We start from the raw sequence: 23,314 nt of genomic DNA, 5'->3' as shown, positions 1-23,314 counted from the left end.
CCACGGCATTTTCCGGATATTGGCGTACGAGGCCGAACGCGGAACGGCGGCGCAACGATCTGCCAGCCTACCTCCCAAGGGTTGCCGCACCGGTCACGGGTGAGGAACGCGATACCCGCTCAGCAGAAAGACCACGGAGCGCTCGCGTTCGACCCAGACCGATGTGTCCAGGTCGACGGACTGCAGCAGTGCGCACTCGACTTCGTATCCGCCGTCGGCCAGCGCCCGGCCGACCGACTCGGCCTCGTCGCGGGTCGCGGCATGGGTGACGATCCGTTCGGGACGGCGGTCGGCGCAGGCGGTGACGACCGCCGCTCCCCCGGCGCCGACCCGCACCACGTCCGGTTCCGGGAGGTCTTCGAGAATGTGCGGCGCCCGGCCGTGGACGACCTGGAGTTGGACGCCGTGCCGACGGGCGACGGCCGCGGTGTGCGCGCAGGCATCGGGGTCGGCGTCCACCGCGATGACGGCGGCGCCGAAGCGGGCGGCCTCCACGGCGGCGGCGCCGTTTCCGCAGCCGATGTCCCAGACCAGATCGCCCACCTGCGGCCCGAGGCGGGCGAGTTGGGCGGTGCGCAGCTGGACCGACTCGCCCTCGCCGAGCACCCCGCCGTACGCGCGGGCCGGAAGCCCCCAGCCGCGCGGCCCGGCCGGATGGCCGACCTCGTGCGCGGCGATCCAGCCGGTGCCCTGCGCGGCGGCGCCGGCCGGTGAACCGCCGATGACGATGACGACGTTGGGATCGCGCCAGACGTGGTCGGCGACCTTGTCGGATGTGAGGACAGTCACCCGTTCCCGGGCGGTGCCCAGGTCCTCGCAGATGACGAAGGTGCGGTGGACGCCGCCCAGCAGCAGGGCGAGTTCGGCGGGGCCCGCGCCGGGCGAGGTGAGGACGGCCACCTTGGCGTGGGCGCGGCAGACGTTCACCGCGCGGCGCAGATCGCGGCTGTGGGCGACGACGATCTGGGCGTCGTCCCAGGGCATGCCGGCGCGCGCGAAGGCGGTGGCGACGGAGGAGACGGCCGGTACGACCTCGACCTCCAGGCCGTGCTCGGGGGCGCGCAGGGTGCGGACGACGCCGAAGAAGCCGGGGTCGCCGTCGGCGAGGACGACGGCGGTGCCGCGGTGCTGGGCGATGCGGCGGGCGGCCAGGGTCACGCTGCCGAGCCGGATCCGTTCGGCTTTCGGCGGGACTTCGGGAAGGGCGAGGTGGTGGGCCGCTCCGGCCACGAGCGTCGCGGCGCCGAGGGCGGAGCGGGCGGCGGCGGTCAGCGGGGAGCCGTCCCATCCGATCACCGTGACCCGGTCGGCCATGCTCGTCAGTCTCCTGGTGCTGCGGGGGTACGCGGGCGGGCGCGGCATCTCGGCGGCGGCTGCGGCGCCGTGCTGCGGCGGCGGCCGGTGGTGGTGCGTGGGTGCCGGTCGCGCCGGTGGTGGAGGTGCGCGCAGGCCGAGACTACCTCGGGCGGTCCGTACCGGGCGTAGGGCGGTTCAGTTCCACTCCGGGTACTGGAATCCGTTCGCGTCGGCCATCCGGCCGGGGAACGCGTCGAGGTCCTCGGGCAGCAGGCTCCAGACGATGAGGTCGGTGCGGATGTCCGTCCAGCCGCCGTCCTCGGTGCGGGAGCGGGCTATGAAGGCGTTGCGCAGCACGCCCTCGCTGATGCAGCCGATCTTCTGGGCCACCTGCTGGGAGGCGGTGTTGCCGGCGGCGGTGCGCAGCTCCAGGCGCTCGAACTTCTGGTCCTGGAAGACCCACTGGGCGGTGGCGAGGGCGGCCTCCGAGGCGTATCCCTCGCCGCGTGCCCAGGAGGCGACGATGTAGGAGATCTCGGTGGAGCGCACCCGCCAGTCGGTGTTGCCCAGCTGGACGACGCCGACCAGGCGCTGGGTGAGGAATTCGGTGACGGCGAAGTCGATACCGCGTCCCGCGGTGCGTTCGGTGGGCGCGTACTCGGTGACCCAGGTGCGGGCGCCGGCCTCGGTGTAGGGCTGGGGTATCGCGGTCCAGGCTGCGACCAGCTCATCGTTCATCATCTCGGCGAGGCCCGGGATGTCGTCCTCGTCCAACGGGCGCAGCACCAACCGGTCCGTGCTGATGGAGATGTCCGGAAAGGTGGATGTCATGCTGCTGCTCCCACGCCGTTGACCGTGTTGCTCCGGGGACGTCACGGGCCCGATGTCTCCGTGGAATCGTGGAATCACGGGCCGTACCGACCGTCTTGAGTGCACCAGCATGCAGCATCCGCCTGCGCGGGTGCACGCGCGTGGGCCCCGGCCGCGCGGTGCGCGGGTCCGGGGCCCACTCGTCGTCCGTGCTGACGGGCCGCCCGGGGGCGGCCTGCGCACGAGGAGGTGTCGTCAGCTCTTGGCGGGGCCGAAGGCGGGGATGACGGAACCGTCCTTGTACTTGTCCTGGAGGAACTTCTTGACCTCGGGGGAGTTCAGGAGCTTGGCGAGCTTCTTGATCCGCGGGTCGTCCTCGTTGCCCTTCTTGACCGCCAGGAAGTTGGCGTAGGGGTTGTCCTTCGCCTTCTCCAGGGCCAGGGCGTCGGTGGAGGGCTTGAGGTGGGCGCCGATGGCGAAGTTGCCGTTGATGATCGCGGCGTCGACGTCGTCGATGCGCGGGGCGGTCTGCGCGGCCTCCAGCTCCGTGATCTTGATGCCCTTGTCGTCCTTGACGTCCGTCAGCTTGGCGTCCGAGCCGACGCCGGGCTTGAGGGTGATCACGCCGTTGTCGGCGAGCAGCTTGAGGGCGCGGCCCTCGTTGGACGGGTCGTTCGGGACCGAGACGGTGCTGCCGGCCTTGAGCTCGGAGAGCTTGTCGATCTTCTTGGAGTAGACGCCGAGCGGCTCGATGAGCACGTTCACGACCGGCACGATGTGCGTGCCGTTCTCCTTGTTGAAGGTGTCCAGGAACGGCTTGTGCTGGAAGAAGTTGGCGTCCACCTGGCCGTCGTCGGTGACCTTGTTGGGGATCTTGTAGTCGTTGAACGGCTTCACGACGAGCTTGAGCCCGGCCTTGTCCGCCAGCTTGTTCTTGACGAAGTCGAGGATGGTGCCGTGCGGGGTGGGGCTCGCGGCGATGACGAGCGGGGCATTCTTGTCGCTCTTGTCGCTGCTGGCGGTGGTGTCGGAGGGGGCGCTGCAGGCGCTCGCGCCGAGGGCGACGGCGGAAGCGGCGGCGACGGCCACGGAGATCTTGACGGTGTTGCGCACGAAGAGTGCCTCTTTCTTGTTCACACGGGGGTCTGCGCCCGGCAAAGGGTCCGGGCTCGTGGGACGGCGGGACGGTGGTGCGGGTGCCTAGGCGGCTTCGCCGGCGGCCACCGCGGGCTCCTCGGTGGCGCCGCGCGTACGGCGCAGGCCGACGCGCAGCGAGGCGCGGGTGCCCCGGCCGGCCAGCCGGCGTACGACGAGGTCGCCGATCAGCTGGACGAGGGTGACCAGGACGATCAGCTCCACGACGGTGGTGATCATCAGGGAGGTCTCGTACTGCTGGTAGCCGTAGGTGTAGGCGAGGTTGCCGAGGCCGCCGCCGCCGACCGCGCCGGCGATGGCCGAGTAGCCGATCAGCGTGATGACGGTGGTGGTGACGGCCGCGACCAGCGCGGGCAGGGCCTGCGGGAGCAGCACCTTGAAGACGGTGGTCCAGGTGCCGCCGCCCATGGCCTGGGCTGCCTCGACGAGGCCCTTGTCGACCTCACGCAGCGAGGATTCCACCAGGCGGGCGAAGAACGGGATGGCGGCGATGGCGAGCGGCACGACCGCGCCGGTCGGGCCGATGGAGACGCCGACGACGACCCGGGTGAAGGGGATCAGCACGACGATCAGGATCAGGAACGGGAAGGACCGCCCGATGTTCACGACCGCGCCGAGGACCTTGCTCACCACGACGTTCTGCAGCATCGCGCCGCGGTCGGTCAGGTGCAGCAGCACGCCGACCGGTATGCCGATGAGTACGGCGTAGAACGTCGACCACCACACCATGAAGAGGGTGTCGAGCGTGTTGTCGTACAGCAGCGGCTGCATATCGTTCCAGCTCACTTGGCACCTTCCTTCTGGATCGTGGGCGCAGGTTCGGCGGTGTCGCCGCCCTGGGAGGCGGCGGCGGGGTCCGGGATGTCCGCGACATCCACCTGAAGTCCCTGCTCGCGCAGGAAGCCGATGGGGACGACGTTCTCCTCGAAGCGGCCGGGCAGTTCGATCCGCATCCGGCCGACCTGGTTGCCGCCGACGGTGTCCATGGCGGCGCCGAGGATGGAGATGTCGACGTTGTACGTACGCGACAGTTCGGAGATCACCGGGCGGGTGGCGGCCGCGCCGTGGAAGGTGATGTCGACGACCGTGCGGTCCTCGCCGGAGGGCTCGCCGCCGACCGGGAACAGCTCCCGTGCCAGCTCGGAGCCGGGGGTGGCCAGCAGATCGGCGACGGTGCCCTGCTCGATGACGCGGCCGTTCTTCATCAGCGCGGCCGAGTCGCAGATCGTCTTGACGACGTCCATCTCGTGCGTGATGAGCACGATGGTCAGGCCGAGCTGGCGGTTGAGGTCGCGCAGCAGCTGGAGGATGGAGCGGGTGGTCTCCGGGTCCAGGGCGCTGGTGGCCTCGTCGGAGAGCAGCACCTTGGGGTCGCCGGCCAGGGCGCGGGCGATGCCGACGCGCTGCTTCTGGCCGCCGGACAGCTGGGCGGGGTACGCCTTGGCCTTGTCGGCGAGGCCGACCAGGTCCAGCAGTTCCAGGGCCTTGCGGGACCGTTCGCGGCGGTCGACCTTGAGGATCTCCAGCGGCAGTTCCACGTTGCCCTGGACGGTGCGCGAGGACAGCAGGTTGAAGTGCTGGAAGACCATGCCGATGTGGCCGCGGGCGGCACGCAGTTCCGCGTTGGCGCGTTTCTGGTTGCCGGCGAGCGCCGTGAGGTCCTGGCCGGCGACGGTGACCGTGCCGGAGGTGGGGCGCTCCAGGAGGTTGAGGCAGCGGATGAGGGTGGATTTACCGGCGCCGCTCTGGCCGATGACGCCGTACACCTCGCCCTCGCGGACGTGCAGATCGACGCCGTCCAGGGCGGTGACTTCGCGGTCTCCTGAGCGGTAGACCTTGGTCAGGCCCGTTGTGGTGATCACAGGGAATTCCGTCACTGTCGAGTGCCCGGCGGCTCACCCGCCGGGCACGGGGCATTCTTGCGAGTGCGGCATGGGGGAACCGATCAGGCGGCGGGCGTGGGGCCCGGCTTCGGGTTCCGGTGACGCGGGGCGGCCGGTCCGTCGGGGACAGGGACGTCGGTGACGGGTGCGGCACGGGGCAGCGGGTCTCGCTTCGGGGCGCGAGGCTCAGGCGGGGGCCCTCAGCGGTCACACATTCGACACATGCAACGAGCACCGGGCGTCGTGATCGCCTCGGTCGCAGGGGTGCGGCTGCTCGTCGTGGTCATGTCGGTCAGTAAACCAGACCGGTATACGGGCCGATCAAGCCCGTCCGCATAGCGGACGCACCTGACCGACCCGTGGACAGTGCGGCGCGGCGGGTCAGCCGGCCGTGGTGATCTCCACCCCGTTGTCCGTGGCCTGCGCGGATACCGCGGACAGATCCGCGACGACGACATCCGCCGACAGCTCGTCGGCACGGTGCGTTGTGGTCAACGCCACGGTGGTCATGCCGGCCGCGCGGCCCGCCGCCAGCCCCGCGGGCGCGTCCTCGAAGACCACACAGCGGGCCGGGTCGATGCCGAGCCGGGCGGCGCCGAGCAGGAACGGCTCCGGGTCCGGCTTGCCGCGGCTGATGTCATCGGCGGCGATCAGGTGCTTGGGGCGCAGCCCGACCTCCTCCAGCCGGGCCTCGGCCAGCCGCCGGGTGGCCGAGGTGACCACCGCCCACCGGTCGGCGGGCAGGCTCTCCAGCAGCGCGCGGGTGCCGGGCAGCAGCACCACACCGCCCGCGACGTCCTCGACCTCCAGCTGCTCGATACGCGCGAGCGCCTCGGGCACGCGGTCGGCGGGCAGCAGATCGGCGGCTATCTCGACCGCCGGACGACCGTGCAGCTCGACCCGCGCGAAGTCCTCCTCGGTGATGCCGAACTCCTTCGCCCACCGGGTCCAGCAGCGGTACACGGACTCCATGGAGGAGAGGAGTGTGCCGTCATTGTCGAAAAGGAGTGCATCAGCGGAGATCTTCATGTTTCCCGAGCGTACGTGGCGTGGTGGGGCCGGACGCAGCCGCCTCGGCGGCGCCGATTAGCATCGCTGCATGCCCCACAACCCCACGGCGTCCCGCCGCGCCGCGCGGAGGTCCCGGTGATCGACGCGCTGACGATCACGGTCGCCGTGACCGCTCTCGCCCTGGCCGCCTGGTGCGGCTTCGCCGCGTACCGCGACCAGCCGACGAAGGACTGGCACTTCATCGGCATGGCCCTGGTGTCGCTGCTCGGCATCGTCCAACTGGTCATAGCGGTCGTGCAGTTGGCGCGGGGCGAGTCGCCCGACCAGGGCACCGCGATCTTTGTGGCGTATCTGCTCGGGGCGGCGGCGTGCGTCCCGGCGACCGGCTTCATGTCGCTGACCGAGCGCACCCGCTGGGGCTCGGCCACCGTCGCGGCGGGCGCCGTGGTGCTGGCCGTACTGGAAGTGCGGCTGTTCGACATCTGGGGAGGCGGCAGTGCCTGAGACCACGGCGACCACGGCGGCGGACGGCGATGTGCCCAAGGCGGTGGAGAGGCGTTCGCTGGGCACCGGCCCCGGCCGGCTGCTGGTCACGCTCTACGGCGTCTTCACCGTCGCGGCGGCCTCCCGCTCGCTCTACCAGCTGATCGCGCAGTTCGACCGGGCCCCGCTGGCCTACGGCCTGTCGGCCGTCTCCGCGGTCGTCTACGGCTTCATCACCCTCTCGCTGGTACGCGGCGGTGAAGGGGCCCGCAAGGCGGCGCTCGGCTGCTGTGCGCTGGAGCTGCTCGGGGTGCTGGGCATCGGCACCTGGACGCTGCTCGATGCCTCGGCCTTCCCCGACGCCACCGTCTGGTCGGACTACGGGATGGGCTACCTCTTCATCCCGGTCATCCTGCCCGTCACCGGGCTGATCTGGCTGCGCCGGGCCCGTACGGCCTGAGCCGTACCCGGCAGGGGGCGGGAAGAGCAGGGAGAGAAAGAGCAGGACCGGAAGAGAAGGAGGGGCCCGCCGATCGCGGCGGGCCCCTCCGGCGTTCCCTACGCGGTGGCCGCTGCGCGGACCGCCGCTTCCTTCTCCAGCGTCACCAGGCTCAGCCTGCGGGTGCGCTGCTCGGTGCCCACCGGCGCGTAGCCGTGGCTGCGGTACAGACGCAGATCGCTCTCGCTGCGGTGGCCGGCGAAGAGGCGGTAGCGGACGGCGGAGCGCTCGGTCGTCAGCCGCTCCTCGACGGCGGCGAGCAGCCGGCCGCCCAGGCCGTGCCGCTGCAGCCGGGGGTGGACGATGAGCTTGGCGATCTGCCCCGTCCCGTCCGCGTCGACCGTGCCGCGCACGGACCCGACCACCTCGGCGCCGAGCCGGGCGACGACGACGCAGCCCTCACCCAGTTCGTCACGCAGGGCGTCCAGGCTCTGGGTGAGCGGCTCGATGCCGTAGTCGTCGTACAGCGCGGCCTCCGGCTGATAGCAGAGGTATTGGAGTTTGAGGATCTGCTCGGCGTCCTGTGCGGTCGCCGCAGAGATGGTCACGCTGGTGCCCATGCGCGTATGCCTCCCCTTTTCGGTTCGCTGCTTCCGGGGTCCCCGGATTCCGGCAGCGGCAATCTCACCGCGAGCATTCTGCGCGGGCGCGGGAGGTAACGGAACGGACCGACCCCCAGCTCTTCTGTGACATTCCCAACTCAGATGAGTATGCGCAGGAGGGCGGGGCCGGTCCGGGACGCCCGGACGCGCCGGTCAGTGCTTGCGGAACTCCGCGGCGACGAGCAACGCGGTGTCGGGATTGTCGGAGAACAGGCCGTCGATACCGGTGCCGAGGTAGGCCCGGAAGACGCCGAGGGCATCGCCGTACGCGTTCGGGTCGGTGCCGCGGCGGTAGTCGGCCGGCAGGAAGGTGTTCTCGTTGCGGACCGTGTACGGGTGCAGCACCAGACCGGCGGCGTGCGCGTCCTTGACGACGGCGGTGGGCTCGCCGAGCTTGCCGTCCTTGTCGCGCGGGATGATCACGGTCAGGTCCGGGCCGATGCCCTGGGCGAAGCCCGCGATCCACTTCAGGCCCTCGGGCCGGACCAGGTCGGCGACCGTGCGGGGGTCACCGGCCTCGACGAAGTCCCACGGCCGGGTCGCGAGCGTGGAGAGCAGCACGACCTTGGGGCAGTCGACCAGCCGGTCGAGCCGCTGGATGCTGCTGGGCTCGAAGGACTGCAGGAAGTTCGGGGAGTTCTTGCGGTGCCGGCCGTGCGCGCGCAGCGCCTTGGCGAGACGCTCCTCCAGGCCCAGGCCCAGCTTGCGGAAGTAGGTGGGGTGCTTGGTCTCGATGTGCAGCCAGACGCGGCGGCCCCGCTTGCGGCCCTCGCGCTCGGCCCACTGGAGGACCTCCTCGAAGGTCGGCACCTCCCACACCCCGTCGTAGAGGGTGTTGTGCTGCCGGGTGCCCGGAATGCGCTCCTTGGCGCGCAGCGTCTTGATCTCGGCGAGCGTGAAGTCCTCGGTGAACCAGCCGGTGAGCTTGACGCCGTCGACGGACTTGGTGGTCTTGCGGTCGGCGAACTCGGGGTGCGCGGAGACGTCGGTGGTTGCGGTGATGTCGTTCTCGTGACGGCAGACCAGATGCCCGTCCTTGGTGGGGACGAGGTCCTGCTCGATGACGTCGGCGCCCATGTCGAGGGCCAGTTGGTAGGAGCCGAAGGTGTGCTCGGGGCGGTATCCGCTGGCGCCGCGGTGGCCGACGATCAGCGGCACCGGCAGCTCGTGGCCGTCGTGTCCGCCCGCCGCGCCACGCCCGGCGGCACCCGCCTGGCTCGCTCCGCCCAGTACCGCCGCTCCCGCGCCGAGTGCCGCGGCGCCCAGTACCGCCCGCCGTCCCGGCTGCTGCCGCTTCTGCATGCCCGCGCTCCTCGCTCTGTGATGTCCGGGTGATGACCGGTGCCGAATTCCGGGCATTTCCCGGGTTTTTGCGGTGTCCCGCACCTGACAACGGACGGGGTGATCGTAAGCACGAACGGGCGTGGCCGGGGAGACGCGGGACAACTTCGGAGGGAACATGGAGGTAACACGCGTCAACAGTGCGTATCGGCCCCGTAAACCCGACGTGCGAGCCGGGGTGACCCGCGAGTATCGTCCTGAGCTGCAGAGCCTTGCGCTTCCCTGACGTTGACCAGCCACGACCCGGAGGGCCCGTTGTCCCGCATCCTGCTGAAGGCGATTCTCGGATTCGTCATGCGTGTCCTGTACCGCCCGAAGATCGAGGGCATGGAGCGCATTCCGGCGAGCGGGCCGGTGATCCTGGCCGGCAACCACGTCACCTTCATCGACTCGCTGTTCCTCGGCCTGGTCGTCAAGCGCCCGGTGTTCTTCATCGGCAAGGACGAGTACGTCACCGGCAAGGGCCTCAAGGGCCGCCTGATGGCCTGGTTCTTCACCAGCTCCGGCATGATCCCGGTCGACCGCGACGGCGGCCGTGGCGGTGTGGCGGCGCTGATGACCGGCCGCCGCGTCCTGGAGGAGGGCAGCGTCTTCGGCATCTACCCCGAGGGCACCCGCTCCCCCGACGGCCGCCTCTACCGCGGCCGTACGGGCATCGCCCGGCTCGCGCTGATGACCGGTGCGCCGGTCGTCCCGTTCGCGATGGTCGGCACGGACAAGGTGCAGCCCGGCGGCAAGGGCCTCCCGCGCGTCGCGCCGGTGACCGTGCGCTTCGGCGAGGCGCTGGACTTCTCCCGCTATGACGGGATGGACCGCGACCGCTACGTCCTGCGGGCCGTCACCGACGAGGTGATGAGCGACGTCATGGAGCTGTCCGGCCAGGAGTACGTCGACATCTACGCCACCAAGGCCAGGGCGGCCTGACACCCCGCACGCCCCGACGGGCCCCATCCGCTTTCCGGATGGGGCCCGTTGCGTGCTCCCGTCAGCCGCGCCGGTTCAGCAGGGGACCCGGAAGCCGCCTGGGGCACGCTGGCCCTCCGGCCCGCGGGTGGAGGCCGTACGCAGCGCCGCCTCCGGCCGCGGTACCGCGCTGCCGTCGGGCGCGCGCAGCCGCGGGCGTTCGGCGACGGTGCCGATCCGGGCGCCGGGCACATCGGCGTTCCTGACCGCCACCCGGTTCAGCGGTGCGGGCGCCAGCTGCTGCTTGCCGCGGACGAATTCGACGAAGCTCTCGAAGTCGCGGGTGTGCCGGACGGGTGCGGTGAAGCCCGTGAAGGCGCTGAACCCGTCCTGGTTGATGAGGGTGTAGGAGGGGGCGGCGAGGCGGTAGGTACGGGCCGGGTCCAGCGCCGTGCCGTTGATGAGGACGTCGGCCGGGGCGATCCGGCGTCCGACCGGCCCGGCCGCGTCGAAGGTGTAGCGGACGTTCGCGGAGACGGCCAGCGGGGCGAAGCCCAGGCCGCCGCCGGCGATCGGCGCCCACTGCTCCTCCAGGGCCTGGCGGATCTGGGCACCGGTGACGGTGACGGTCATGATCGGGTCGCCGAATCCGACGGCGTTCCAGGCCTGTCCGAAGGTGACGGTGCCGCCCGACTCCGCGTCGAGGACCAGATCGCCGGCGATGACGGCCTGCCCCACGCGCGGGGCGACCGCGATCACGGCGAGCTCCGCCGCGGTGTTGGCGGCGCCCCCTGGGTCGTCCATCGGTCCGTGCGGTTGTCCGCCCGCCCACAGCGCCCAGTCCGCCACCAGGTCGCCCATGGTGCTCTCGCCGGCCGCGTTGCGCCGCCGGGTGAAGGAGGCGGACTGGGTGGCGAGCGGAATGCGGGCGCGGCGGGTGGCGTGGCCCGCCCAGTAGTCGGTGATCGACTTCAGCTCCGGATGGGGCGCCACATCACGGGTGTTGGGATGGTTGACGGCCGTGGTCAGGGGCCGGACCACCGCCCCGGTGTCGGGGTCGAGGCGCAGATTGATCTCGTTGATGAGCTGGCCGTAGCAGCCCGCCTCGACGAAGGGGCGGGGGGAGCCGGTGGGATCCGGCAGCATCATGGTGAAGGCGTTGTGCCAGTGGCCGGTGACGATGACGTCGATGTCCGGGGAGGCGCGCAGGGCCAGTTCGTAGGCGGGCCCCTGGGGGTTGCTGCCGCTGGAGAAATCGCTGCCGGCGACCGCCCCGTCGTGCATGCTGAGCACGATCGCGTTGACGCCCTTCGACCTGAGTTCGGCGGCGCAGCGGTTGGCGGTCTCCAGATCGTCCAGGGTGCGCAGGCCCGGCTGATAGGAGCCGGGGAAGGACTCGGTGCCGATGGCGGTCAGGTGGATGAAACCGACCGGCAGCCGACGGCCGTTGCCGGCGTCCACGTACGCGATGTTGTACGGCGGCAGGACCGTACTGCCGGACTCGTTCCAGACCATGTTGGCGCTGTAGTAGGGGAAGTCCGCGCCGCGGAAGCGGCGGCCGGCGGAGTCCGTGAAGGCGTCGTCGCGGCCGATGACGGGGAAGGTGGCGCCCCGCTCCATGTGGGAGGTCAGGAAGGTCGCCGACTTGTCGAATTCGTGGTTGCCGGCGGAGGCGAAGTCCAGGCGCATGGCGTTGAGCGCCTCGATGGTGGGTTCGTCGGCGAAGGCCGAGGCGTCGAACTCCCAGCCGGAGAAGAGGTCTCCGGGGGCGAAGAAGAGCGAGTTGGCGTGGCCGTCCCGCAGCCGCTCCAGATGGGCCGCCAGGTAAGCGACGCCGCCCACGGTGTAGCTCGTGCCGCCCGCTCCGGTGATGACGGAGTTGGCGCCCGGGGCAGCCTGCAGGTAGCCGTGCAGGTCGGTGATGTTGAGCAGCTGCACATCGACGTATTCGTCGGCGGTGGCCGCGTCGCGGGCGTGCCCGGTGGCGTAGGCGTTGCTGCCGATGGCGGCGGAGGTGGCCAGCGCCCCCGCCGCGGTGAAGAAGGACCGTCGTCCGATGTCGCGCACTGTGTCACTCTCCTGAGCCGCCGACCGTTGGGCGTCAGGAGAGTCAGGTGAGCCGCGCGGGACGGCCGGTCACCGGGACGCGTACCGGGCGGGAACGGTGAGGGACAGGCGCCCCCGGGGTCCTGTGGATCATGGCGGTGCGGGACGCTCCGATCCACCGGACACGCCCGTGCCGGCGCAGCGGCGGGCCACTGTCCCTCGTTCGCCCGTGTGGTGCGCCTCAACGGGGTACCCGGCAAGGCCGTCCGCGCCGCCGGCGGGCGGCCGCTCGGCCTACGGGCGCTTCGCGGGGGCGCCGGCGGACGGGCCGCCTTCGGTGGCGGCGTCCTCCGCCACGGGCTCCGGCGCCGCCGGGCTGTTCGCGAGTTCCTGGCCGCGGAGCAGGAACCACGCGGCGACCGCCGCGCCCAGCAGGACCACGGCGCCCACCGCTGCGGCGGTGTCCAGTCCGTCGACGAACGAGTCCTGGGCGGCCTTCATCAGGGCCGCGCCCTGGCCCTCGGGGAGTTGCTGGGAGGTCTCGAAGGCGCCACCGAGCGATTCGCGGGCCGCGGAGGCGGCGCCGGCGGGCACGCCGCGGGGCGTCGGAAAGCCGCGGTAGATGCCGGTGACGATGGAGCCGAGCAGCGCGATGCCGAGGGCGGCGCCGAGCTCGTAGGCCGTCTCGGAGACCGCGGAGGCGGCGCCCGCCTCCTCCTTGGGCACGCTGGAGAGGATCACGTCGGCGGTGACGGTGAATGCGAAACCGGCGCCGATACCGACGACGAAGAGGATCGAGCCCAGCGCGAAGGTGCCGGTGTCGGCGTGCAGCGTGACGCAGCCGGCGAGCGCCAGCCCGACCACGGCGAGGCCACCGGCCACCACGATGCGTACGGACAGCCGCCGGGCGACGTATCCGGCGGCCAGACCGGCGCCCACCGCGCCGACCGCGGCCGGGAGTTCGATGAGTCCGGCGTTCAGCGGGGTGCGCAGCTGCACCATCTGGAGGAACTGGGAGAGGAAGAAGACCAGCCCCGACAGGCCCAGGATCGTCAGCAGGTCGGCAAGTACGGCCCCGGAGAAGCCGCGGTGCTGGAAGAGCTTCATGTTCAGCAGCGGCGATTCCAGGGTGTGCTGGCGGCGGACGAAGACGAACAGCGCCAGCAGGCCGATGATGCCGGCCAGCAGGATGTCCCAGCGGTAGCCGTGCACGGCGGCTTCCTTGATGGCGTAGACGACGCCGACGATGCCGACGAGGGCCAGTCCGACACTGGGGATGTCCCAGGGGCCGGGGTCGGGGTTGCGGGACTCGGGGATCACCTTGGCGCCGACGACCACCAGCAGTGCCATGACGGGCAGGTTGATGAGAAAGACCGAGCCCCACCAGAAGTGGCCGAGCAGAAAGCCGCCGAGGACCGGTCCCACGGCCATGCCCGCCGAGGCCATCGCGCCCCAGATGCCGACGGCCAGGCTGCGTTCCCTGGGGTCGTGGAAGAGGTTGCGGATCAGCGCGAGGGTGGACGGCATCAGGGTCGCGCCGGCCACGCCGAGCAGGGCGCGGGCGGCGATCATCATCTCCGGGGTGGCGGCGTAGGCGCACAGCACCGAGGTCGCGCCGAAGGCGGTGGAGCCGATCAGCAGCAGCTTCTTGCGGCCGATCCGGTCGCCGAGGCTGCCCATGGAGACCAGCAGGCCGGCGATGACGAAGGAGTAGATGTCGCCGATCCACAGCAGCTGGGTGCCGGAGGGGCGCAGATCCTCGCTGAGGTAAGGCGTGGCGAGGCCGAGGACCGTGGCGTCGACGCCGACCAGCAGGACGGCCAGGACGAGGACGGCGAGCGCGAGCCAGCGGCCCGGCCGGGGCTGGTCGTCCAGGTGGGCCGAACCGGTCGGTCCGGACGCGGTGGTCTCGCTCATTTCTCCATGCTCCGTCGGATGCCGCCGAGCAGCAGCTCGGCGATCGAGTGGTTGAGGTCGTTGCGGGCCACGCGCCCTTCGTGCACGGCCCAGGCGCCGGCGCCGATGAGGCCGTAGAACGCTTCGGTGAGCCAGGCGGCGCTCAGCTCGATACGGAAGGCGCCTTCTTCCTGGCCGCGCCGGAAGAGGCCGTTGATCCGGGCGTCCAGCCGCGCCCAGCCGGCGTTGATCTCGCCGCTTTCGAAGAGCTGGTTCTCGGTGAAGAGGAAGGCGAGGACGCCGGCGACCGGTTCGGCCTCGTCGATCAGCCGGCGCAGCGCCTCGTCGGCGCTCCCCTCGTCGAGCCGGGCGGCGTCCAGCGCCTGGGCGAACCGGTCGATCCCCAGGTCCTCCAGGGCGCGTATGAGGGCGTCCCGTCCCGCGAAGTGACGGTGCAGGGTCGCGCGGCTGATGCCGGCGGCCCGTGCGATCTCGTCCATGGACGTCGTCGCCCGGCGGGTGAGCAGCGCGGCGGCCTCTTTGAGTACCTGTTCCCGATCCACGGCCATGAGACAGAGACTATCCTAATGAGACATCGCTGTCTCACTCACAGGTCCCGCCGAATTCCGGCGCCCGCTGCTCCGAACGACGCGCCCGAACCGGACGCGGCCCCGCACGCACGACGGCGGCGGTCCCCACCCTCCCGGGTGGGGACCGCCGCCGTGCTGCCGCTGCGGCCGGTGCTACTTCTTCGCCGCGGCCCACTCCTGCTGTGTCACCAGGTCGGCCCGCACCTCGGCGAGCTGGACGGCGACCGCCGAGGGCGCCGTACCGCCACGGCCACTGCGCGAGGCGAGCGCGCCGGGGACATTGAGCACCGTGCGGACCTCGGGGGTCAGGTGCGGGGAGATCTTGGCGAACTGCTCATCGGTGAGCTGCTCCAGCTCGATGCCGTGCGCCTCGCACTCCTTGACGCACTCCCCCGCGACCTCGTGCGCCACCCGGAACGGCACACCCTGCTTGACCAGCCACTCCGCGATGTCGGTGGCCAGCGAGAAGCCGGCCGGGGCCAGCTCCTCCATGCGCTCGCGGTGGACGGTCAGCGTGGCCATCATGCCGGTGAACGCCGGGAGCAGCACCTCCAGTTGGTCACAGGAGTCGAAGACCGGCTCCTTGTCCTCCTGGAGGTCGCGGTTGTAGGCGAGCGGAAGAGCCTTCAGCGTCGCCATCAGACCCGTCAGATTGCCGATCAGGCGGCCCGACTTGCCGCGCGCCAGCTCCGCGATGTCCGGGTTCTTCTTCTGCGGCATGATCGACGAGCCGGTGGAGAAGGCGTCGTGGAGGGTCACGAAGGAGAACTCCTTCGTGTTCCAGATGATGATTTCCTCGGCGATCCGGGAGAGGTTGATGCCGATCATCGCGGTGATGAAGGCGAACTCCGCGACGAAGTCACGGGAGGCCGTGCCGTCGATGGAGTTGCCCACGCTGCCGTGCTCGAAGCCGAGGTCGGCGGCGACCGCCTCCGGGTCGAGGCCCAGCGAGGAGCCGGCCAGCGCGCCCGAGCCGTAGGGCGAGACGGCGGTGCGCTCGTCCCACTGCCGCAGCCGCTCCGCGTCCCGCGCCAGGGGCTGCACATGGGCCAGCACGTGGTGGGCGAAGAGCACCGGCTGGGCGTGCTGGAGGTGGGTACGGCCCGGCATCGCGACGTCCGGGTGCGCCTCGGCGAGGCCGACCAGCGCCTCCTGGAGGTCGGCGATCAGACCGCCGATGATCCGGGCGTGGTCGCGCAGGTACATCCGGAAGAGCGTGGCGACCTGGTCGTTCCGGGACCGGCCGGCCCGCAGCTTGCCACCGAGGTCCGGGCCGAGGCGCTCCAGCAGCCCGCGCTCCAGGGCGGAGTGCACGTCCTCGTCGGCGACGGTGCCGGTGAACGAACCGTCGGCCACATCGGCTTCGAGCCGGTCCAGGCCGTCCAGCATCCGCTCCAGCTCGTCGGCCGTCAGCAGGCCGGCCTTGTGCAGCACACGGGCGTGCGCCCGGGAGCCGGCGATGTCGTACGGCGCGAGCCGCCAGTCGAAGTGGACGGATGCCGACAGCTGGGCCAGCGCCTCGGCCGGCCCGTCGGCGAAACGGCCGCCCCAGAGCCGGACATCGCCGGCACTCTTGTCGGTCGCATCGGCGCCGTTGCTCACTGCTTGCTCCTCAAAGGCTGTGACTGCGTCTTCTGGGGGAACCGCAGACCCCGTATGCCACCGCCTCCCGTCGCCAGGACGGAAAGGCGGCTGTACTGCGTGAGGCTATCGAGCCCGGGGCTCAGGCCTGGTCGCGCTTGGCCGCGATCTTGCTGGACATTCCGAAGAGCTCGATGAAGCCCTTGGACAGCGACTGGTCGAAGGTGTCGCCGGTGTCGTAGGTCGCCAGGTTGAAGTCGTAGAGCGACGCGTCGGACCTCCGGCCGGTGACGACGGCGCGGCCGCCGTGCATCGTCATCCGGATGTCGCCGGTGACGTGCTGGTTGGCCTCGTCGATGAAGCCGTCCAGGGCGCGCTTGAGCGGCGAGAACCACAGGCCGTCGTAGACCAGTTCACCCCAGCGCTGCTCGACCTGCCGCTTGTAGCGGGCCAGTTCGCGCTCGACGGTGACGTTCTCCAGCTCCTGGTGGGCGGTGATCAGGGCGATGGCGCCGGGCGCCTCGTAGATCTCCCGGGACTTGATGCCCACGAGCCGGTCCTCGACCATGTCGATCCGGCCGATGCCCTGGGCGCCGGCCCGCTCGTTCAGCTGCTGGATCGCCTGGAGCACCGTGACGGGCCTGCCGTCGATGGCGACCGGGACGCCCTCCTTGAAGGAGATGACGACCTCGTCGGCCTCCCGCACCGCCGCCGGGTTCTCGGTGTACTCGTAGACGTCCTCGATCGGGCCGTTCCAGATGTCCTCCAGGAAGCCGGTCTCGACGGCGCGCCCGAAGACGTTCTGGTCGATGGAGTACGGCGACTTCTTGGTGGTCGCGATCGGGAGGTTCTTGTCCTCGCAGAAGGCGATGGCCTTGTCCCGGGTCATCGCGTAGTCGCGGACCGGGGCGATGCAGGAGAGATCCGGGGCGAGGGAGGAGATGCCCGCCTCGAAGCGGACCTGGTCGTTGCCCTTGCCGGTGCAGCCGTGGGCGACGGTGGTGGCGCCGTGCTTCCTGGCGGCGGCGACCAGGTGCTTGACGATGGCCGGCCGCGAGAGGGCGGAGACCAGCGGGTAGCGGTCCATGTAGAGGGCGTTGGCCTTGATCGCCGGGAGGCAGTACTCGTCGGCGAATTCGTCCTTGGCGTCCGCGACCTCGGCCTCGACGGCACCGCAGGCAAGGGCGCGCTTGCGGATGACGTCCAGGTCCTCGCCACCCTGGCCGACGTCCACGGCAACGGCGATGACCTCGGCGCCCGTCTCCTCGGCGATCCAGCCGATACAGACGGAGGTGTCCAGTCCGCCCGAGTAGGCGAGTACGACGCGCTCGGTCACGGGTTTCTCCTTACGGTGCATACGCTGATGGGTATAAGTATGCAGTCCACCGTATGTTTCGTCAATGATCGAGAGAATGTGCAGGTCAGAGCGTAATGCGAGGGCGATGAGCCGCGGCGGGAGGCGCCGCACAGGGCCGCGGAGGGCCACGGAGCGGGCCGCCGGCGGTGCCCCGCAGAGCGGTCGGGAGGGGGCTGCGGGTGCCCCGGTCACGCCCCGGAGGGGACCCGCTTTGGATTCATGGGCCGGGACAGGGTATTTTTCTTCTGCACGCCCCGGCCGGGAGCTTTCCGGCCGGTACGAGCACCGGGACGTGGCGCAGCTTGGTAGCGCACTTGACTGGGGGTCAAGGGGTCGCAGGTTCAAATCCTGTCGTCCCGACGGTGCACGAAAGCCCGCTGCCCGGGAGATTCTTCTCCCGGGCAGCGGGCTTTTTCTGCTCGGTGGACCGGCGGCCGGGAAACCCGGAAGGGACGAGGGGCAGCCGGTACGGGAGCCGCGTGACACAGCAATGGCCGTCGGCCGCCGCGTTCACGAGGACGGGGCGGCCGAGGGACGCGAGGGAGGACGGCCCGGAAGGGCGCGGGTCCGGCCCGCGCCCTCCTCAGCCGCTCAGTGCTGTGCCAGCCGCAGCAGATGGTCGGCCAGCGCCTGGCCGCCCGACGGGTCGCGGCTGATGAGCATCAGCGTGTCATCGCCGGCGATGGTGCCGAGGATGTCGTGCAGTTCGGCCTGGTCGATGGCCGAGGCCAGGAACTGGGCGGCGCCCGGCGGGGTGCGCAGGACGACGAGGTTGGCGGACGCCTCGGCGGAGATGAGCAGTTCGCCGGAGAGCCGGCGCATCCGCTCCTCCTTGGCCGACTCGCCCAGCGGTGCCCGCGGCTTGCGGTCGCCGCCCTCGCTGGGCACCGCGTAGATCAGCTCACCGCCGGTGTTGCGGATCTTCACCGCGCCCAGTTCGTCCAGGTCCCGGGAGAGCGTCGCCTGGGTGACGGACAGGCCGTCGTCGGCGAGCAGCTTGGCGAGCTGGCTCTGGGAGCGGACCGCCTGCCGGTTGAGGATGTCCACGATCCGGCGGTGGCGGGCGGTGCGGGTCTGCGGTACGGCCTGGCCGCCGTTGAGCGTGTCGTTGTCCTGCGCCTCGGTCATCGGTGTCGTCAGTCTCCGGATCGTTGTTCCCCGTCGGCCCCTTCGAGGGCCGCGTTGAGGACGGCGGGCAGCTTCCGGAGGAACGTGTCCGCCTCGTCTTCCGAGACGATCAGCGGCGGGGCGAGCCGGATGACGTCCGGCGCGACCGCGTTCACCAGGAGGCCCGCGTCCTGAGCCGCCTGCTGCGCCCGGGGCGCGAGGGACTCGGTCAAGACGATACCCAGGAGGAGCCCCACGCCGCGGACCTGGCCGACGAGCGGGTGCCCGAGCGCCTCGATCCCGCTGCGCAGCCGCTCGCCGACCCGCTTGACGTGGTCGAGCAGCCCGTCCGCCTCGATGGTGTCCAGGACGGCGAGCGCACCGGCGCAGACGACCGGGTTGCCGCTGAACGTCGAGCCGTGCGCGCCGGGCGTGAGCAGGTCGGCGGCCGGGCCGAAGGCCAGCGTCGCGCCGATCGGGAGGCCGCCGCCCAGCCCCTTGGCCAGGGTGATGATGTCGGCGTCGACGCCCTGCGCCCCGGACTCCAGCCAGTTGCCGGTCCGGCCGATGCCGGTCTGGATCTCGTCGAGGACGAGCAGGGTGCCGGTGGCGGCGGTGATCTCGCGGGCCGCCCGGAGGTAGCCGGGCGGCGGTACGACCACGCCGTTCTCGCCCTGCACCGGCTCCAGGATCACGAAGGCGGTGTCGGTGGTGACGGCGGCCCGCAGCGCCTCGGTGTCGCCGTACGGGACGTAGCTGACGTCACCGGGCAGCGGCGCGAACGGCGCCTGCTTCGCGGGCTGGCCGGTGAGCGCCAGGGCGCCCATGGTCCGGCCGTGGAAGCCGCCGTCGGTGGCGACCATGTGCGTCCGCCCGGTCAGCCGCCCGATCTTGAAGGCGGCTTCGTTGGCCTCGGCGCCGGAGTTGGAGAAGTAGACCCGGCCGGGGCGCCCGGCGAGCGCGATCAGCCGCTCGGCCAGCGCCACGGTGGGCTCCGCGACGAAGAAGTTCGAGACATGGCCGAGGGTGGCGACCTGGTCCGACACGGCGCGGACGATCGCGGGGTGGGCGTGGCCAAGGGCGTTGACCGCGATCCCGCCCAGGAAGTCGAGGTACTCGTTGCCGTCGGCGTCCCACACCTTGGCGCCCTCGCCCCGGACGAGCGGGACGCGTGGGGTGCCGAAGTTGTCCATCATCGTGCCCCGCCAGCGCCGGGTGAGGTCCTCGTTGTCCGCCGGCTCGTGCGGCTGCGCGATGATCCGCTCGCTGCGCTCGCTCATGTCGCCCCCTCGATCGTGTTGGCGTCCGGCACGACCATCGTGCCGATGCCTTCGTCGGTGAAGATCTCCAGCAGGATCGAGTGCTGGACCCGCCCGTCGATGACCCGGGCGGTGTGCACGCCGTTGCGGACGGCGTGCAGGCAGCCCTTCATCTTCGGGACCATGCCGCTGGCCAGATCGGGCAGCAGCTTCTCCAGCTCGGTCGCGGTCAGCCGCGAGATCACCTCGTCGCTGTGGGGCCAGTCCTCGTACAGCCCCTCGACGTCGGTGAGCACCATCAGGGTCTCGGCGTCGAGGGCCGCGGCCAGCGCGGCGGCGGCGGTGTCGGCGTTGACGTTGAAGATGCCGGAGGCGTCGCCCTCGTCGCTGCTGCGGGCGATGGAGGAGATGACCGGGATCCGGCCGTCGTCCAGCAGGGCCCGGACCGCGCCGGCGTCGATCGAGGTGATCTCACCGACCCGGCCGATGTCCACCCGCTCGCCGTCGATGTCGGCGTAGTGCTTGGTCGCGGTCATCAGGTGGGCGTCCTCGCCCGTCATGCCGACGGCGAGCGGCCCGTGCTCGTTGAGCAGTCCGACCAGCTCGCGCTGCACCTGGCCGGCCAGCACCATCCGTACGACGTTCATCGCCTCGGGCGTGGTGACCCGCAGCCCGCCCTTGAACTCCGACTCCAGTCCGAGCAGGTCGAGTTGGGCGCTGATCTGCGGGCCGCCGCCGTGCACCACGACGGGCCGCAGCCCGGCGTGCCGCAGGAAGACCACGTCCTGGGCGAACGCGCTCTTGAGCTCCTCGTCGACCATGGCGTTGCCGCCGAACTTGATGACGACGGTCTTGCCGTGATGACGGGTCAGCCAGGGCAATGCCTCGATGAGCGTGCGGGCCTTGGGCAGCGCGGTGTGCTTGCGGGTACTCATGCGCCGGCCTCGCTCCGCGGGGCGCGCCGCGCGTACGGGACGCACCGTTCCATGATTCCCTCGCTCCGCCCGCTCATGAGGAGTACGCGCTGTTCTCGTGGACATAGTCGGCGGTGAGGTCGTTGGCCCAGATGACCGCGGACTCGTCGCCCGCGGCGAGGTCGGCGGTGATCCGCACCTCGCGGAAGCGCATGTCGACCAGCTCGCGGTCCGCGCCCACCGAGCCGTTCTTGCACACCCAGACATCGTTGATGGCGACGTTGAGCCGGTCCGGCTCGAAGACGGCGGACGTGGTGCCGATCGCGGAGAGCACCCGGCCCCAGTTGGGGTCCTCGCCGTGGATGGCGCACTTGAGGAGGTTGTTGCGGGCGATGGAGCGGCCGACCTCGACGGCGTCGTCCTCGCTCGCCGCGCCCACGATCTCGATCCGGATGTCCTTGCTGGCGCCCTCGGCGTCCCCGATCAGCTGCCGGGCGAGGTCGTCACACACCGTACGCACCGCTTCGGCGAACGCGGCGCCGTCCGGGACGACGCCGGAGGCGCCGGAGGCGAGCAGCAGCACGGTGTCGTTCGTCGACATGCAGCCGTCGGAGTCGATCCGGTCGAAGGTGGTGCGGGTGGCCGCGCGCAGCGCCGCGTCGAGTCCGTCGGCGGGCACATCGGCGTCGGTCGTCAGCACCACCAGCATGGTGGCCAGGCCCGGTGCGAGCATGCCGGCGCCCTTGGCCATCCCGCCGACGGTCCAGCCGTCCCGGCCCGCCACGGCCGTCTTGTGCACGCTGTCGGTGGTCTTGATGGCGAGGGCGGCCTTCTCGCCGCCGTGCGCGTCGAGTTGGGCGACGGCCTTGTCGACGCCGGGCAGCAGCTTGTCCATCGGCAGCAGTTCGCCGATCAGGCCCGTCGAGCAGACGGCGACCGCGGCCGGGTTGTGGCCGCCGGTTCGGTCGAGCCCCGCGGTGTTGAGTGAGGCGGCGGCCTTCTCCGCGGTGGCGTGCGTGTCCTGGAAGCCCTGGGGGCCCGTACAGGCGTTGGCGCCACCGGAGTTGAGGACGACGGCGGAGACCTCGCCGCCCTTGAGGACCTGCTCGGACCACAGCACCGGCGCGGCCTTGACGCGGTTGGCGGTGAAGACGCCGGCGGCGGCCAGTCGCGGCCCGTTGTTCACCACGAGGGCGAGGTCCGGGTTTCCGTTCTCCTTGATCCCGGCGGCGATACCCGACGCCGTGAATCCCTGTGCTGCCGTGACGCTCACTGCTTCTCCTCGATCGCTTCTCCGGCCGCGCCCTTCGCGGGCGCGCCGGTCACCCCTTGCTGCTCCGGCCCGCTGTCCGTACGGGTCACGGGGCCACCCCGACCAGTGGCAGCCCGGTGCCCTCCGGAAGGCCCAGAGCGATGTTCATGCTCTGCACGGCGCCGCCCGCGGTCCCCTTGGTGAGGTTGTCGAGGGCGCAGATCGCGATGATCCGGCCGGCCGCGGGGTCGAGCGCGACCTGGATCTGGACGGCGTTGGAGCCGTACACGGCGGCCGTCGACGGCCACTGGCCCTCGGGCAGCAGCTGCACGAACGGCTCGTCGGCCAGTGCCTTCTCGTACGCGGCCCGCACGCTCTCCGCGTCCGCACCGGGCTTCGCCTTGGCGGTGCAGGTGGCGAGGATGCCGCGCGGCATCGGCGCGAGGGTCGGCGTGAACGAGACCCCGACCCGCTCGCCCGCGACGGCGCTGAGGTTCTGGATCATCTCCGGGGTGTGGCGGTGGCCGCCCCCGACGCCGTACGGGCTCATCGAGCCCATGACCTCGGAGCCGAGCAGATGCGGCTTGGCCGCCTTGCCCGCGCCGGAGGTGCCGGACGCCGCGACGATCACCGCCTCGGGCTCGGCGAGCCCCGCCGCGTACGCGGGGAACAGCGCGAGCGAGACGGCGGTGGGGTAGCAGCCCGGGACGGCGATGCGCTGGGACCCCTGGAGCGCGGCACGGGCGCCGGGCAGCTCCGGGAGGCCGTACGGCCAGGTGCCGGCGTGGGCGGAGCCGTAGAAGGCCTCCCAGTCAGCGGCGTCCTGGAGTCGGAAGTCCGCCCCGCAGTCCACGACGAGCACCTCGGGCCCCAGCTCCTCGGCGACGGCCGCGGACTGCCCGTGCGGCAGCGCGAGGAAGACGACGTCGTGCCCGGCCAGCACCTCGGCGGAGGTCTCCTGGACCTCCCGGTCGGCCAGGGGGACCAGATGCGGCTGCAGGGCGCCCAGGCGTCGGCCCGCGTTGGAGTTCCCGGTCACCGCGCCGATCTCCACATCCGGGTGCCCCAGAAGCACTCGCAGGACTTCACCCCCCGCGTACCCGCTCGCACCGGCCACTGCTGCTCGTACCGTCATGGACCCTCCTTCTCGATGGCATGACTATACGGATGGAGGCAGTTTTATGCAATGCGAGGCGAGCGGCGGGCGGGGTGTGGAGCGCACCACGGTGGACCGATCGGCCGCGCCGGCCCGGCCGAGCGCTGCCGCCGGCCGCCCCGGCTTCAGCGGTGCCGCGGAGACACCGAAGCCGTACCGGTAGCCGCCGCGGC

General features: G+C 71.3%; 21 protein-coding genes and 1 tRNA gene. 4 read left to right on the top strand and 18 right to left on the bottom strand.

Features of this window, described 5'->3' with window-relative positions; all coding sequences use genetic code 11:
- Window positions 1–93: 93 nt before the first annotated feature.
- The 6 genes from cbiE to ACIRQ7_RS23810 all read right to left on the bottom strand — a co-directional run bounded on the left by cbiE (window position 94) and on the right by ACIRQ7_RS23810 (window position 6,173).
- Window positions 94–1,314, bottom strand: a complete 1,221-nt coding sequence (gene cbiE / locus ACIRQ7_RS23835; RefSeq protein ID WP_404264812.1) for a precorrin-6y C5,15-methyltransferase (decarboxylating) subunit CbiE — start codon at window positions 1,312–1,314, stop codon at window positions 94–96.
- Between the two features lie 177 nt (window positions 1,315–1,491).
- Window positions 1,492–2,127 carry a GNAT family N-acetyltransferase gene (locus tag ACIRQ7_RS23830; protein WP_404264811.1) on the bottom strand — a complete coding sequence of 212 codons (636 nt, stop codon included), beginning with the start codon at window positions 2,125–2,127 and terminating at the stop codon, window positions 1,492–1,494.
- Window positions 2,128–2,361: 234 nt separating this feature from the next.
- Window positions 2,362–3,219, bottom strand: coding sequence for a MetQ/NlpA family ABC transporter substrate-binding protein (locus ACIRQ7_RS23825; protein WP_404264810.1), 858 nt, complete (start codon window positions 3,217–3,219; stop codon window positions 2,362–2,364).
- An 87-nt stretch (window positions 3,220–3,306) separates the two neighbouring features.
- Entirely contained in the window at window positions 3,307–4,047 is a 741-nt protein-coding gene (locus tag ACIRQ7_RS23820; protein WP_401474889.1) for a methionine ABC transporter permease, read from the bottom strand.
- Complete coding sequence (locus ACIRQ7_RS23815; protein ID WP_404264809.1) at window positions 4,044–5,123, bottom strand: methionine ABC transporter ATP-binding protein; 1,080 nt, start codon at window positions 5,121–5,123, stop codon at window positions 4,044–4,046. The genes ACIRQ7_RS23820 and ACIRQ7_RS23815 overlap by 4 nt, the downstream gene beginning before the upstream one ends.
- A gap of 402 nt (window positions 5,124–5,525) precedes the next feature.
- Window positions 5,526–6,173 carry an HAD-IA family hydrolase gene (locus ACIRQ7_RS23810; RefSeq protein WP_404264808.1) on the bottom strand — a complete coding sequence of 216 codons (648 nt, stop codon included), beginning with the start codon at window positions 6,171–6,173 and terminating at the stop codon, window positions 5,526–5,528.
- 117 nt (window positions 6,174–6,290) lie between these two features.
- Here ACIRQ7_RS23810 and ACIRQ7_RS23805 point away from each other — a divergent pair, with 117 nt between their 5' ends.
- Both ACIRQ7_RS23805 and ACIRQ7_RS23800 read left to right on the top strand, forming a co-directional pair.
- Window positions 6,291–6,659, top strand: coding sequence for a hypothetical protein (locus tag ACIRQ7_RS23805; RefSeq protein WP_401474880.1), 369 nt, complete (start codon window positions 6,291–6,293; stop codon window positions 6,657–6,659).
- Window positions 6,652–7,098 carry a hypothetical protein gene (locus tag ACIRQ7_RS23800; protein ID WP_404264807.1) on the top strand — a complete coding sequence of 149 codons (447 nt, stop codon included), beginning with the start codon at window positions 6,652–6,654 and terminating at the stop codon, window positions 7,096–7,098. The genes ACIRQ7_RS23805 and ACIRQ7_RS23800 overlap by 8 nt, the downstream gene beginning before the upstream one ends.
- Before the next feature lie 98 nt (window positions 7,099–7,196).
- Here the strand turns inward: ACIRQ7_RS23800 and ACIRQ7_RS23795 are convergent, their stop codons facing one another.
- Together ACIRQ7_RS23795 and ACIRQ7_RS23790 are read right to left on the bottom strand one after the other, a co-directional pair.
- Window positions 7,197–7,697 carry a GNAT family N-acetyltransferase gene (locus ACIRQ7_RS23795; RefSeq protein WP_404264806.1) on the bottom strand — a complete coding sequence of 167 codons (501 nt, stop codon included), beginning with the start codon at window positions 7,695–7,697 and terminating at the stop codon, window positions 7,197–7,199.
- A gap of 195 nt (window positions 7,698–7,892) precedes the next feature.
- Complete coding sequence (locus ACIRQ7_RS23790; RefSeq protein WP_404264805.1) at window positions 7,893–9,041, bottom strand: glycerophosphodiester phosphodiesterase; 1,149 nt, start codon at window positions 9,039–9,041, stop codon at window positions 7,893–7,895.
- Window positions 9,042–9,335: 294 nt separating this feature from the next.
- Between ACIRQ7_RS23790 and ACIRQ7_RS23785 the strand changes: the two genes are divergently transcribed.
- A complete protein-coding gene (locus ACIRQ7_RS23785) occupies window positions 9,336–10,004 on the top strand; it encodes a lysophospholipid acyltransferase family protein (protein ID WP_404264957.1) in 669 nt (222 codons plus the stop codon).
- A gap of 75 nt (window positions 10,005–10,079) precedes the next feature.
- On the opposite strand, the gene ACIRQ7_RS23780 is transcribed toward ACIRQ7_RS23785, so the two are convergent.
- From ACIRQ7_RS23780 to ACIRQ7_RS23760, 5 genes are all read right to left on the bottom strand, one after another.
- A complete protein-coding gene (locus tag ACIRQ7_RS23780) occupies window positions 10,080–12,050 on the bottom strand; it encodes a bifunctional metallophosphatase/5'-nucleotidase (protein ID WP_404264804.1) in 1,971 nt (656 codons plus the stop codon).
- 273 nt (window positions 12,051–12,323) lie between these two features.
- Window positions 12,324–13,946, bottom strand: a complete 1,623-nt coding sequence (locus ACIRQ7_RS23775; RefSeq protein WP_404264803.1) for an MFS transporter — start codon at window positions 13,944–13,946, stop codon at window positions 12,324–12,326.
- Entirely contained in the window at window positions 13,943–14,494 is a 552-nt protein-coding gene (locus tag ACIRQ7_RS23770; protein ID WP_401474862.1) for a TetR/AcrR family transcriptional regulator, read from the bottom strand. Before ACIRQ7_RS23770 ends, ACIRQ7_RS23775 begins: the two co-directional genes overlap by 4 nt.
- 174 nt (window positions 14,495–14,668) lie before the next feature.
- Complete coding sequence (gene argH, locus ACIRQ7_RS23765) at window positions 14,669–16,117, bottom strand: argininosuccinate lyase (RefSeq protein ID WP_404264802.1); 1,449 nt, start codon at window positions 16,115–16,117, stop codon at window positions 14,669–14,671.
- A 121-nt stretch (window positions 16,118–16,238) separates the two neighbouring features.
- Window positions 16,239–17,432 carry an argininosuccinate synthase gene (locus ACIRQ7_RS23760; protein WP_404264801.1) on the bottom strand — a complete coding sequence of 398 codons (1,194 nt, stop codon included), beginning with the start codon at window positions 17,430–17,432 and terminating at the stop codon, window positions 16,239–16,241.
- A gap of 307 nt (window positions 17,433–17,739) precedes the next feature.
- Here ACIRQ7_RS23760 and ACIRQ7_RS23755 point away from each other — a divergent pair.
- Window positions 17,740–17,813 (top strand) — tRNA-Pro (locus tag ACIRQ7_RS23755).
- A gap of 231 nt (window positions 17,814–18,044) precedes the next feature.
- On the opposite strand, the gene ACIRQ7_RS23750 is transcribed toward ACIRQ7_RS23755, so the two are convergent.
- The 5 genes from ACIRQ7_RS23750 to argC form a co-directional block, all read right to left on the bottom strand.
- Complete coding sequence (locus ACIRQ7_RS23750; protein WP_401473247.1) at window positions 18,045–18,581, bottom strand: arginine repressor; 537 nt, start codon at window positions 18,579–18,581, stop codon at window positions 18,045–18,047.
- A gap of 8 nt (window positions 18,582–18,589) precedes the next feature.
- A complete protein-coding gene (locus ACIRQ7_RS23745; RefSeq protein WP_401473250.1) occupies window positions 18,590–19,840 on the bottom strand; it encodes an acetylornithine transaminase in 1,251 nt (416 codons plus the stop codon).
- Window positions 19,837–20,754 (bottom strand): acetylglutamate kinase, encoded by a 918-nt coding sequence (gene argB / locus ACIRQ7_RS23740; protein WP_404264800.1) that lies wholly within the window; start codon window positions 20,752–20,754, stop codon window positions 19,837–19,839. Before argB ends, ACIRQ7_RS23745 begins: the two co-directional genes overlap by 4 nt.
- Window positions 20,755–20,827: 73 nt before the next feature.
- Entirely contained in the window at window positions 20,828–22,006 is a 1,179-nt protein-coding gene (gene argJ / locus ACIRQ7_RS23735) for a bifunctional glutamate N-acetyltransferase/amino-acid acetyltransferase ArgJ (protein ID WP_404264799.1), read from the bottom strand.
- 85 nt (window positions 22,007–22,091) lie between these two features.
- Window positions 22,092–23,120 carry an N-acetyl-gamma-glutamyl-phosphate reductase gene (gene argC / locus ACIRQ7_RS23730; protein ID WP_404264798.1) on the bottom strand — a complete coding sequence of 343 codons (1,029 nt, stop codon included), beginning with the start codon at window positions 23,118–23,120 and terminating at the stop codon, window positions 22,092–22,094.
- Between the last annotated feature and the right edge of the window lie 194 nt (window positions 23,121–23,314).

It is taken from the genome of Streptomyces sp. NPDC101393 (genome assembly GCF_044767385.1).
GTDB lineage: Bacteria > Actinomycetota > Actinomycetes > Streptomycetales > Streptomycetaceae > Streptomyces.
The sequence above is the reverse complement of the archived record's forward strand: the minus strand, read 5'-3'. Positions and strand labels throughout refer to the sequence as shown.